The sequence below is a fragment of the Candidatus Nitronereus thalassa genome (genome assembly GCF_032191465.1).
GTDB classification, from domain to species: Bacteria; Nitrospirota; Nitrospiria; order Nitrospirales; family UBA8639; genus Nitronereus; species Nitronereus thalassa.
Map to the genome: position 1 here is coordinate 1665448 of NZ_JAQOUE010000001.1, position 12143 is coordinate 1677590.

At 47.7% G+C, this 12143-nt stretch carries 11 protein-coding genes; 7 read left to right on the forward strand and 4 right to left on the reverse strand.

The window, feature by feature from the left end; genetic code table 11:
• The first annotated feature begins 506 nt into the window (after positions 1-506).
• From metF to PPG34_RS07505, 5 genes are all read left to right on the forward strand, one after another.
• On the forward strand, positions 507-1397 hold the full coding sequence (gene metF, locus PPG34_RS07485; protein ID WP_313832561.1) for a methylenetetrahydrofolate reductase [NAD(P)H]: 891 nt from the start codon (positions 507-509) through the stop codon (positions 1395-1397).
• A gap of 275 nt (positions 1398-1672) precedes the next feature.
• Positions 1673-2131, forward strand: coding sequence for a response regulator (locus tag PPG34_RS07490; protein WP_313832563.1), 459 nt, complete (start codon positions 1673-1675; stop codon positions 2129-2131).
• Positions 2132-2503: 372 nt separating this feature from the next.
• Positions 2504-2707 (forward strand): hypothetical protein, encoded by a 204-nt coding sequence (locus PPG34_RS07495; protein WP_313832565.1) that lies wholly within the window; start codon positions 2504-2506, stop codon positions 2705-2707.
• A gap of 222 nt (positions 2708-2929) precedes the next feature.
• Positions 2930-3187 (forward strand): hypothetical protein, encoded by a 258-nt coding sequence (locus tag PPG34_RS07500; protein WP_313832566.1) that lies wholly within the window; start codon positions 2930-2932, stop codon positions 3185-3187.
• A gap of 172 nt (positions 3188-3359) precedes the next feature.
• Positions 3360-3626 (forward strand): hypothetical protein, encoded by a 267-nt coding sequence (locus PPG34_RS07505; RefSeq protein ID WP_313832567.1) that lies wholly within the window; start codon positions 3360-3362, stop codon positions 3624-3626.
• A 40-nt stretch (positions 3627-3666) separates the two neighbouring features.
• On the opposite strand, the gene PPG34_RS07510 is transcribed toward PPG34_RS07505, so the two are convergent.
• The 4 genes from PPG34_RS07510 to purU all read right to left on the reverse strand — a co-directional run bounded on the left by PPG34_RS07510 (position 3667) and on the right by purU (position 10507).
• On the reverse strand, positions 3667-5364 hold the full coding sequence (locus tag PPG34_RS07510) for a glutamine--tRNA ligase/YqeY domain fusion protein (RefSeq protein WP_313832568.1): 1698 nt from the start codon (positions 5362-5364) through the stop codon (positions 3667-3669).
• A gap of 132 nt (positions 5365-5496) precedes the next feature.
• Positions 5497-6396, reverse strand: coding sequence for an ROK family protein (locus tag PPG34_RS07515; RefSeq protein WP_313832570.1), 900 nt, complete (start codon positions 6394-6396; stop codon positions 5497-5499).
• 18 nt (positions 6397-6414) lie between these two features.
• Positions 6415-9486 carry a DUF748 domain-containing protein gene (locus PPG34_RS07520; protein ID WP_313832571.1) on the reverse strand — a complete coding sequence of 1024 codons (3072 nt, stop codon included), beginning with the start codon at positions 9484-9486 and terminating at the stop codon, positions 6415-6417.
• A gap of 160 nt (positions 9487-9646) precedes the next feature.
• Positions 9647-10507, reverse strand: a complete 861-nt coding sequence (purU, locus tag PPG34_RS07525) for a formyltetrahydrofolate deformylase (RefSeq protein WP_313832572.1) — start codon at positions 10505-10507, stop codon at positions 9647-9649.
• Positions 10508-11249: 742 nt separating this feature from the next.
• On the opposite strand from purU, the gene PPG34_RS07530 reads away from it, so the two are divergent.
• Entirely contained in the window at positions 11250-11543 is a 294-nt protein-coding gene (locus PPG34_RS07530; protein ID WP_313832574.1) for a hypothetical protein, read from the forward strand.
• A gap of 191 nt (positions 11544-11734) precedes the next feature.
• A complete protein-coding gene (locus PPG34_RS07535; protein WP_313832575.1) occupies positions 11735-12016 on the forward strand; it encodes a hypothetical protein in 282 nt (93 codons plus the stop codon).
• Positions 12017-12143 lie beyond the last annotated feature (127 nt).

A 12143-nucleotide genomic window follows, 5' to 3' on the forward strand; every position in this document is an offset into this window, starting at 1 on the left:
GGTTATACCCTGACACCTCGTTGTTTATCCGAGGAACAAAATGGGACAATGCTCCTGGGCTCAGACAGAATTTACCCTTCTGCCAGGTAATATCCGGGAAGTACAAACACAAGTAAGATGATGAAAAATTCTTCATTATTGGATTGAAACAAAGAGGCAAGATTTGGAGCGTCTCCCATTAATGTACTCTCTGCTACAGCCGATGAAAGAATAATTCCCTTTGCTTTGCCTAGCCTAATCTGGTTATCGGCAACCCCTATGGGCACTTGCTAAACCCAAGGATTTTCACTATTTCAGCCCAAAGTAACTCCAAACCAGGTGACAACATTCCACGGTTTCTCCGAAAAAATTGGGAACTTTTTTGAATTTTTTCTCAATGCCTATTATTTGACCTTGTTTTTCCTGAGTATTTAAAAGATTATGAAACAAGATTCCATTATTTATTGACATAGTCGGCCGACAAACCAAACGTACGCGGAACCGAAAGCCAGCCCCTTCAAACCAACATGCATATCGCCCAAGTCTTAAAACAGCATCAACCAGCCATCAGCTTTGAGTTTTTTCCACCGAAAACTGAAGCGGCCTCCCAGGAATTGTTTCAGACGATTTCACAACTTGTCCCCCTCAAGCCTGCATATGTAAGTGTAACATACGGGGCAGGAGGTTCCACGCGAACCTTAACGCACGATTTAGTAGTCAAGCTTCGCGAAGAAACCAACCTGACAATCGTTTCGCATTTGACATGTGTAGGATCCGGCCAGGAGGAAATTCGCCAGATTCTTCAAACGTATCAGGATCGAGGGATAAAAAATATCATGGCGCTGCGAGGGGATCCACCTCAAACGACTCACATAGACCTCGCACCCCATCAGGATTTCCACCATGCAGTGGAATTGGTCCGTTTCATCAAAAAACATTTCCCTTCCATGGGAGTTGGGGTGGCTGGGTTTCCGGAAGGGCACCCGGATACACCTAACCGCCTTAAGGAAATCGATTACTTAAAGAATAAAATCGACGCTGGGGCGGATTATATTTGCACCCAGTTATTTTTTGACAATCGTGATTTTTACGATTTCCGTGAACGATGTGAGCTGGCACATATTAACGTCCCGATTATCGCTGGGATCATGCCTATCACCTCGAAGAAGGGTATGACTCGCATGTCTGAACTCGCGCTTGGGGCACGGTTTCCAGCCAAATTACTCCGAGCCATGAATGAAACAGCTTTGCCTGGAGAAGCCGAACAAATTGGTATTCATTGGGCTACAGAGCAGGTTTTGGATTTACTTGACCACGAAGTCCAAGGAATTCATTTCTATACCCTGAATAAATCCAAAGCCTCCCTTCAAATATATGACGCACTGGGCATTCAAAATTTCGACATGCTACGAAAGTAACGGCTTATCCTAATCTGTGCTGTCTTTTCAATAAGTACCCTCTTGTTTCTCCTTTTCATCCTTGCGCAACCCCTCAAACATATAATTCCGGAAATAAATACGCCGACTCATTTTGGGGTGATAAAGTTTCTATTGGATATTCCGAATAGGCAGTATGAGCTGATGATATACCAGCATCGAGCTCGGAGGATTCCGAAACTTCCTTATTATCCAAATTCTATTACCATTCTTACAAAAACAAATTTTTCTATTTGTTGGTGAGAGGAACTCTTTTCATGAAGGACAAGACAATTCAATCAATATTTCTCGTAGACGACGATGCCGTGTCCAGAAAAAAATTGGTTCGGATTTTCCAGCGTCTGGGATTTGGACAAATTCGAGAGGCAGAGCAGGGCGATGAAGCCCTTAAACTTCTGAAAGAACAACCTGCCGATTTAGTCATGGCCGATTGGCATATGCCAGGCCTTACGGGCTTGGACCTCCTCAAAGCCATTCGGGGGGAAGCATCCCTCAAAGATACTCTTGTCTATTTAGTGACAGTGGAATCTCGACAGGCACAGATCGTAGCAGCCATTCAGGCAGGAGCCCAGGGATACATCATGAAACCCTTTTCCCAGGAAAGCATCATACAGAAACTAGGACACCTTTTTCCTGAAGACATGAAACCTGCTGAATTAAAGCCTGAGGGTCAAGCCAATGAAAATCAATCCACGCCCACCGCTCCAGTAGGGTGATCGTCAAAGCAAGAACTTCTTTCATTGTTTTCATGTACAAATGGCATCCTAAGCACTTTCCTGTAGATCAGAGTGAAAGGATCACCTGAGCAAATCTCAGGAACCTTGTTCATCTCACCCTTCCAGCATTCCAAACCTTTTTAAAATCCGTGTGCTTCCAAGATCATTTCGAGATCTCCTTCAACAGGTATATTTCTGCTGTTTCATTTCCCCAGAATCCTTTTGGTGCATGATGTTGGCCTTTATCCAGTGCACACAAAAAAAGAATCTCTTCCTTTCTTAGCATCTGCCGATATAACAACCATGACCCCTTCTCCGCCCAAAACGGAGAGCAAGCCCTTGGAGATTACACCATAAAAGGAGCATGCAATCATGGACACTAGTGGCATTCCCCTCAATGTGTCGACTGAATCACTTGGTAGCTCCGCCTTTCAGGTAAATCAAGGTCTGGGAACACCTATTGAACAATCTCAACCAGTTCCTGCAGACGGGCCTCTAGCCCGCACTGACTCCGTAACGATCTCTTCTCAAGCCTTAAAACTTTCAAAACAACCGCACAATCAGGATCCCAAGTAATATCGCTTACCAACCATCCATTTTAAATTTTCCCCTTTGTAGGTTTGGGGAAGGCAATACAAAAGCGCTTAGTCAAGATCTTGGCAGGTCTTAAGTAGCCCCCCAAAAATCCCGAAGGGACAAAAAGAGGGTAAGGAGACATTGAAAATTTGAATTCACCACCCCTCGGCACTAGTCCAAAACAAGAATTTTTGCGTGAAGCTCACCAAAAAAAGGGATTGTATGGAGAACGCACAGGAAAACTCTGATCGACGACATTATGAAAAACGGGGAGTTGCCGTGCCGGCAGAAATTCAAGGGCGAGGGCCTGGGGATTCCGCCTTGGCCACACTCCACAAACAATTGGTCAAACGATACGGGGAAGGATGGGAGGTGGATTCCGTCTATCCCGGAGCCATCTGCGACAACGCCGAAGGGATTGATATGGAAGAAGGACACATGGTTATTTTCAAACGTCGAAGACAATTGCGAGATGAGTAACTTTTCTCCCCTAAAGAATTACATCCCCATCCATTGCGACCTATGATTCGGTTTGTCACCCTCGTTTCTACGAAATCTCCAGCCTGTTCAGCGTTATCGTCATCCCCTCAAGCGGCAGACCTGCCATCAGATTCCATTTGAGTTCTGGCCAAAGTCAACCGATAAATTCTTTATGCCTGTACCTCTCTTTACTATTAAGCTCGATTGCATGCCCTACGATCAACTTCGGTTGTTAGATGCCTGGGAAGCATGGGATGTGCCGTTGGAACAACAACGGGAATGGGTCATCCAATTATTTGGGAACCAATATGTCCATGACATGGAAGAGTTTCTTTCGAATCAGGCCATTTCCACACAAAAAGAAGGCCATCCAAACTCCCCACATCCTTCAGACAGCCCCCTAGATAGTCTCCCCGAAGATAGCCCAGGCACACAATAGCCTCCTCGGGCTCTGAGGCAAATTGATTCCCTCGAACCCCTCATTTTTCTTTTTCAATTTTACTCCACGAATCCCGTAAAGCTACAGTCCGGTTAAACACCAAGCGGCCCTCTGACGAATCTACGCTATCCGCACAAAAATATCCCTGCCGCTCAAATTGGAAATGTTGATCCGCTTTTGCCTGGCCCAGGCTGGGTTCCACATAGCATTGAGATAACCGCTCCATGGAATGGGGATTCAAATGATCCCGATAATCCTTACCCCCTTTGTCATTTCCAGGGTCCGGAACAAGGAAGAGATGATCATAAAGACGAACCTCGGCCTGAATGGCGTGCTCGGCGGAAACCCAATGCAAGGTTCCCTTTACTTTTCGCGAAGCCTGAGGCCCACCGCTTCGAGTTTCGGGGTCATAGGTGCAATGCACCTCTTGAATCTCCCCCGTCGCACTATCTTTGATCACCTGAGTACATTTAATGATATATGCATATCGAAGCCGAACCTCCTGTCCTGGGGCCAAACGAAAAAACTTTTTGGGTGGATCCTCCCGGAAATCATCCTGCTCAATATACAAAACCCTGGAAAAGGGAACGGTGCGCTTCCCCATAGTAGGATCTTCAGGATTATTCACTGCCATCAATTCTTCAACCTGTCCTTCTGGATAATTTTCAATCACCAATCGTAGCGGGCGTAGCACCGCCATGACTCGCATGGCGCGTCTATTCAAATCCTCACGGATGAAATGCTCAAGCAATTTCATTTCAGTCGTGCTGTCCCGCTTCGCCACACCGATATGGTCACAAAAGGCTCGAATGGATTCCGGAGTATACCCTCGTCTTCGAAGTCCCATCAGGGTGGGCAAACGTGGATCATCCCATCCTGAAACATGGCCCTCTTCCACCAATTCTAATAATTTGCGTTTACTCATAAGCGTATAGGTGAGATTCAATCGAGCAAATTCAATTTGTTGCGAATGCCGCTCGACCTGACAGGCATTAAGGACCCAATCGTACAAAGGTCGATGATCTTCAAACTCCAAGGTACATAACGAATGTGTAATGCTTTCGATGGAATCAGATAGTGGATGAGCAAAGTCGTAATTGGGATACATACACCATGCATCTCCGGTTCGATGATGATGAGCACGGCGAATACGATACAAAATCGGATCTCGAAGATTAATATTGGGGGAGGCCATATCAATTTTTGCCCGGAGTACATGCGCGCCATCGGGAAACTCGCCAGCGCGCATTCGGGCAAACAAGTCGAGATTTTCTTCAATCGAACGGGTGCGAAACGGACTGGGCGTTCCCGGCTCCGTTAACGTGCCCCGATGTTCTCGAATTTGGTCGGCATTCAAGCTGTCCACATAGGCTTGACCTTGTTTGATTAAGAACACCGCGTAATCATACAAGCGCTCGAAATAATCCGAGGCGTAGTACAAACGACTACCCCAATCAAACCCGAGCCATTGAACATCCGCTTGAATGGATGCGACATATTCCACATTCTCTTTGGTGGGATTGGTGTCATCAAACCGTAAATTGCAGAGGCCACCTGGAAACTCTTCCGCTACCCCAAAATTCAGACACATGGATTTGGCATGTCCAATATGGAGATAGCCGTTTGGTTCCGGGGGAAACCGAGTTCTTACCTCGGCATCGAACTTTTTGGTCTCAACATCATGAGCGACGATGGTACGAATAAAATCTTTTGGGGAATCCGCTTTCAATTCTTCCATGGAATTCACACCTCAGCCGACTGGTCAAGACTTACTCGACCACTGTCATCAGATAATATTTACCGATTTCTTTAAATAAAAGTTGTTCACTTTAATGCAGCACTGTGAATTCGGCAATCTTACTTTAGGAAATTACTCAAGAGGCCAAAGCCAGGCTGCCCCTCGGACTCCGCTCGAATCGCCAAACCGTGGGGTTTCCAAACGAGTATCCACACGATCGGAAAAGACCCAAGCCCCCCACAAGGTCGGAACGGTATGATACCAACGATCAATATTCGACATTCCTCCCCCCAACACAATCACCTCTGGATCAAAGATATTGATAACACTCGCCAAACCTCGCGCCAGCCGGTGTTCGTATCGCTCCAAGGTCTTCAGGCATTCAAAGTCATGCCCCAGCGCACGTGAATAGATTTCTTGAGGTGTCACATGCTCTCCTGTTCGCTGAAAATGATCGTTGATCATCCCCGGCCCAGACAGGAAGGTTTCTAGGCACCCGCGCAAACCACAGTAACACTCAGGCCCTGGGCGTTCATCATCTTTAGGCCAAGGGAGCGGGTTATGCCCCCATTCCCCAGCAATGGCATTCGGACCAACAATGGGCCGGCCTTCCCAACACAATCCCCCACCAACCCCTGTGCCCAAAATCACCCCAAAGACGGATCGGGCTCCCTGAGCCGCCCCATCAGTCGACTCAGATACCACAAAACAATCCGCATCATTGGCTGCTTTAATCGTGCGATTCAGGCATCGCGCTAAATCGTGTTGAAAAGGGTGTCCTGTGAGCCATGTGGAATTGGCATTTTTTACCAAGCCGGTAGCTGGCGATATCGTTCCGGGAATACCAACTCCCACGGTCGCGGTGACGCCAAAATCTCGTTCCAATTCCTCGACCAGTTCATCAATCAAGACAAGGGTCGCCTCGTAGTTTCCCTGCGGTGAATCCCTTCGGCGCCGCGCGAGTTCCTCTCCCGTTGAATCCAAGAGAATGGCTTCGATTTTTGTCCCTCCGACATCGACTCCGATACGCATGGGATCTTCACAAGAGGGTTACTGTGCCGTGAGAGTAAGATTGGTGCGAATCGATTGGCCTTCCGCTTCAGAGGTCAGATTGGGCTCAACCAGAAAAATACGTTCTTCCGGAATATTTTCTTGCTCCACCAAGTGATCCCGAATACTTTTCGCGCGGTCTTGCCCGAGAAGCCGCAATTCATCATCCGAAACTTGGATGGTTTTGAGCAATCGCAACCGCATCTTCTCCGTGGTAGGCATATTTTCGTTGAAACCTGGCTTGGGAGTAGTACCTGGCCCACTTCCTTTTAAGGATTCCTCCGAAACACCGGGAGCATTCTTTGTGGACGCATTATCCGTCACTGACTCCTTGCCCAGTTCTTCACCAAACTTCTCCATATACAGCTTCTTGAGCAATCGCTCTTGATCCAACGAAGAAAGTGCCACTTCCGTTGCCGACGGCAATTCGCCCTTGGCCGATGTAGCCAATTCCTGTTGTCGAAGTTGTATGATTTGGTCTTCAAGTTTTGCTGCAGAAAGAGCTGGACCATCTAGGGTCGGTTCCACACTGCTAGTAATTTCCAGTCGCAACCCTGGACGCTCCGAAAGAGCCATGGCCAACGTTGAAAGTTTTTCATTTTCCCGTTCAGTCAAAATCGCCTGCCCAGGAGAAAATTGAACAAAGGATAAATCCTCGCCGCTCCCTCCTAACAAACCGCCAACTAGGGAAAACGGAGAAGTCGCGGCTTTGGTGATAAGATTGACTAAGGTTTGCAGTACCAATTGACCGTAACTGAACTCTGGATCATTTAAGTCACCACGTACGGGCAAATCAATATCAATGCGCCCGTCACGATCCTTGAGTAATGCCACCGCCAAAGGAACCGGCAATGAAGGTGCATCGGGACTACCCGTCGCCTCTCCCAAGGCCAATTGTTCGACTTGTACCTTATTCTCACCAATCAAGACGTTTTCTGACAGACTATAATCCAAATCTAAGGATAATTTTCCCTTATCAATAGGATACCCAATATATTTCCCGGCATAGGGAGACACCGTGGTGAGATCCAGATTTTGAAATAGCACTTTGACGTCCGTGTACAGATCTTCTTGTAAAGGATTGACTTGCCCTTGAATCTTCAGTGAAGCGACGTCATCGACTCGTCCTTCTAGCGACACGTTAGCTTTCGATAATTCCTGAGAAGAAAGTCCCTGAATTGTTCCCGTCAGGCTTTGGATCCCCGTCACAACCTGAGGATCAATTGCCTGATCCATAAAATCCACACCAGCATTTTGAATTCGGACGGTATTGATCGTAATCAACGGCGAAGGCGTCGCCGCCTTATTCTCAGAAGTTAAGGATTTTCCGTCCATTGTCTTCCCCTCTTCCTTAGATGACCCAGCTGCGGGCTCCACCGGAGAGAACAATCGCTCCACATTCAGCGTACCTTCAGAATTCTTCACCACTTTGGCATAGGGAAGGGTCACCATTACTTCTTCCAATGATACACGGGGAGGCTGGGATTCCACGGCCATACCTTGGAACGCAAGTTGTTCCCATTTCAAAAATTCTTCCGACGCCACAGGATCAACAAGAGCCACATCACCAATGGTGATATCCCCTGAAAAACTCACATTTGCGTCTTGTCCCGATTGGGACGTAAAGGTCGTACGTCCCTTCAACCCGAGCGATCCACGCACCAATTGAAATTGGCCATACGGCTCCAAATAAGGTTGAAAAGGCGCAAACGATACTCCAGACAGTGCAAGCGTCAAATCCCCTCTAGGCGGATCCGGCGTCACTTGTCCGCTGACGGACAATTTCCCGGACTGGTTGAAGGTAAGGCCCAATTCTAGAGCAATCGGTTTCTGTAAATCCGTAGTCACATTTTGCGCCTGTAGACTCAACCCTTTGATATTGAGAGGCACCCGCTTTGACGGTTGCCGATCCTCAAATCGTACGGCGTATTCCTCCAGAGAAATAGTTTTAATCGTGGCTGACCACGGCGGGCCTTCCGAATCAACATTCTGGGGAGAACTGGTTTCCACTTCTTCGGGAACTTCAGAATTCTCTTGGCTCGCAAATAAATTTTGGAAATTCACGGTCCCATCCGGGTTGATCCACCCTTGGACATCGGCGCCACGGGATTGAATCGAATCGATAAACACCTGCCGTGCCCCGACATCGGCCTCAATTCCCCTAATGGAAAACGAAGGCACCACGATGAGCTCATCAGTATGTCCTTTTTGACGAAGAGCAAAATTTCGCAAGGTCATCGTGCCCTTATTCAACACCACTCCCACTGGATCTTGGGCCATATCCACATCATAGATCACTTGCAAGTCTAGGAGCCCTTGAGAAATTTCAAAACGAAATTGGTCTTCAACATATTCCCAAAGGGATCCCGCTCTCAGACTGGAGATTTCCACCTGACCTTGGGAGCGAAGAGGATCCATGGACACATTACCCTGCCATTGCACACGTTCTCCCTCGCTCAACTCAGCCGCCAGAAAGTAGGAATTTTGATTCCCGGGACGCGTACTAAAATTTCTCAAGGTCACTTGAAGCGGTACGATGTCAGCAATAAATGTGGGAGATTTTGATTCATCACGAAACTCCAGAGCCCCTTGTTCGATGGACAAGAGGCCAATGTCTACCAAGAATGGCTTCTCGTCTGCGGAAAGACTGGTTGATGACTCCTGCTCTGGAGCCGAGGGCTCACCGGAAATTCCCCCGACCTCCGCAAGATTCAGCCGTCCATCTTTCAGGATTTTCACCAACCCAAAAGGGAGGCTCAGGCGAATGATATCAAATCGATAGGCATCAGAAAGGAGGGAAGTGGCCTCGAAGTTCACAAACAATTGTTCAAAACCCACGAGAGGCGAGCCATCGGTATCACGAATTTCAAATCCTTCGAGCTTGAGATTGAAGGCAAAGGGATCAAAACTCATATCCCGCAACATCACAGGACGTTCAAGAATCTTTGAAACCTCCGGAACTCCATATTTCTTTACTGCCCAGGGCACACCAAGAAATCCTATCGCGGCATAGAGCCCCACCAGCCCGAGAGCAATAAGCACCAGGATTCTGAGAATTTTAAAGATCCGCATCGCGCTCTGTTATAGCAGGTTTACGCTGTCTCTGGAAATCATGGCCGAGGAGAATGGGCAGAGGAATATTTGGGGGAACTAAAAAGAAAAATACACCATCATCTGACAACCAGCTTGGCAACAGTCCAGATCGTTGAACGGGGAAGACTGAATGGAAATCTCAATCAAAAATGACGGTCTTTTTGCCATATACTAACACTCGATGCTCGATGTGATTCCGCACGGCCCTGGCCAGAACGAAGGTTTCCAGATCTCGTCCTTTCCTAACCAAATCATCGATCGTATCTCGATGGCCAATGCGCATGACGTCCTGCTCAATGATGGGGCCTTCATCAAGATCCTGTGTGGCATAATGCGCGGTCGCCCCAATGATTTTCACCCCCCGCTCATAGGCTTGGTGATAGGGCTTTGCGCCAATAAACGCCGGCAAAAAAGAATGATGAATATTGATGACGGGACATCCCACGGTATCTAAAAAGTTATTGCTCAAAATCTGCATATACCTGGCCATGACCACGACATCCACCTGATGCCGATGCAACACTTCCAGCACTTGTTGTTCCTGTTCAGGTTTTTTTCCGGGTGTCACGGGAAAATGGCAATAGGGCACTTCAAAACGATCAGCCCAAAACTGGCATTCGGAATGATTCGAAATGATCATGGGAATATCGACGGCCAATTCCCCTCGACGCTGCCGTTGCAATAGATCGACTAAGCAATGTTCGTATTTGGACACCATCAAGGCCATGCGTGGCCGGGAATCTGAAAAATGCAGGGTCGAGGTCATCCCAAAAATTTTGGCAATGGGAGCAAACGAGGCGTGAATGTCCTCACGAGAAAGTTGAAAGTGCGCTAGATCAAAAACCATACGCATCAAGAAATCACCCGTCTCACGATCGGTGTGGTGGTCGGAGTCCACGATGTTTCCCCCGAAGTCATGGAGGAAACTCGCCACTCGCGCCACAATCCCCTTTTGATCTTGGCAACGAACCAACAATATTCCGAACGGTTTGGTGCTCACAAACGTCTCCTGGTCTCTCTCATATATTGGGCAGTATTATAGGAAATCCTCCATCGAGTGTATATGTCCAAGCAGACCTCGCATCCATCGATTCTTTCAACGCTCGCTAGGGGCAAATCGACACAGCGAAAGATATTTACAGTTTCGATGGCCTTCCACGGAATACGCGTTCTCTCCCCGTAGGGCTTATGATTCATTGACACTACACCGGCTAAGGTATAGGGTAAATCCATGACGTATGAATCCTCGTTGACATTCCCATCCCTCGCGCTTTTCCATTTCCTCACAGCGCGTCTGATTCCGCTGTCCGCGCCGCGCTACGCCTAACCTTTTCTCAACAGTCTCCGCCGCTTTCGGTGTTGATTGGAACGCTGGTCGTCAGACCAGGTTCTTGAAGAGGCCATTCCCGACCTTCACGGTCAAACAAAGAGGTGCATTATGTATCCATTTGAAGTCCTCTTAGGGCTCATGCTTCTATTTTGGACTATAACCATGTGGGTGACCTTTCCCCTCGAACTTCCATTTAAAGAAGTACCGCCTACGCCTCTATAACGAGCGGGAGTACCTCAATTGGTAGTTGGCAGGTTCATTGGACGAGAGAAGTCGACCTCTGAACCTTCCGCACCAGAGTGGTACTCGCCGTAAATCTCAAAAGAGCAGAGCGACATTTTGAAAAAATGACACACCAAGCGCATTCCATGAAAAAGCCACTAGCTTTTGACAAAACGAGAGAGGTTCAAAAATGATAAATCTGAGTTCAGGATTAGAAGCAGGAATAGCCGCTGCCGGCCTAATTTTCATGCTAGGATTAGCCGTTTGGCTCATGTTTCGGCGTGAAACAGGTGGGGAGGATTCACTGTTCTTGAAGATGATCGATCCCTTTGATGACGAAACTGAATCACCGACACCCAAACCGCTGCTCTTGCCATCCAATCCAGGCAAGGCCTTAACGAATCTTTCACCAACAATGAGCCACGGCATTGAGAATTTGAATCAGAACATGAGACTGGCTCCATTGGAACACCACGTAAAGTAGTGAAGGCTTACCTAATTCTCATGATTATTAGCAAAAAACTGCGTGGAGCCCTGTCAGACCTTAGCAGCAGACGGCATTCGACATCGGCACCTCGCCTACGCCTAAGAAGTATTTTGGAAGGACGCGTCCTCGTGATTCCCACGAGGTTCATGTCAAGTATGGCTGTATTTCACAACAAAGGAGATTGAACCATGAAACATAATCTTTTTATCAATCGCACCATTCTGTTCGCATTTTTACTGGTGTTTCCGCTGATCCTGCCAATTGGGTCTCAGGCTGCGGAGCGAGGAGAAGGATCGAGAGCCTTACAAGACGAAGGGCTCAAACAAATTGCGGTAGAAAGTGTCCAAGATACACTTAAACTCTGCCTAAGCCGAATCCCCGCAGATGCGAGTAACGGTCAGCTGATGTTGGCCAAACAAAACTGCCAACAGGTCGAAGTCGAACGGCAGAGAAAACAATTATCATTCTAGAGGCTTAACTCCACATATCCTTCCATGGGATTCAGGCAGAACGGAGGAGAAAGCAAAAACTTTTCCGTACTGTCGGCCATGGAAGGATGTCTTGGGACCTGTGCGGAAGTTCTTTCGTTTCCACCGC

Coding starts and splice junctions, on each gene's coding strand:
- metF (WP_313832561.1), top strand. CDS start 507: ATGCATATCGCCCAAGTCTTAAAACAGCATCAACCAGCCATCAGCTTT.
- PPG34_RS07490 (WP_313832563.1), top strand. CDS start 1,673: ATGAAGGACAAGACAATTCAATCAATATTTCTCGTAGACGACGATGCC.
- PPG34_RS07495 (WP_313832565.1), top strand. CDS start 2,504: ATGGACACTAGTGGCATTCCCCTCAATGTGTCGACTGAATCACTTGGT.
- PPG34_RS07500 (WP_313832566.1), top strand. CDS start 2,930: ATGGAGAACGCACAGGAAAACTCTGATCGACGACATTATGAAAAACGG.
- PPG34_RS07505 (WP_313832567.1), top strand. CDS start 3,360: ATGCCTGTACCTCTCTTTACTATTAAGCTCGATTGCATGCCCTACGAT.
- PPG34_RS07510 (WP_313832568.1), bottom strand. CDS start 5,364: ATGGAAGAATTGAAAGCGGATTCCCCAAAAGATTTTATTCGTACCATC.
- PPG34_RS07515 (WP_313832570.1), bottom strand. CDS start 6,396: ATGCGTATCGGAGTCGATGTCGGAGGGACAAAAATCGAAGCCATTCTC.
- PPG34_RS07520 (WP_313832571.1), bottom strand. CDS start 9,486: ATGCGGATCTTTAAAATTCTCAGAATCCTGGTGCTTATTGCTCTCGGG.
- PPG34_RS07530 (WP_313832574.1), top strand. CDS start 11,250: ATGATAAATCTGAGTTCAGGATTAGAAGCAGGAATAGCCGCTGCCGGC.
- PPG34_RS07535 (WP_313832575.1), top strand. CDS start 11,735: ATGAAACATAATCTTTTTATCAATCGCACCATTCTGTTCGCATTTTTA.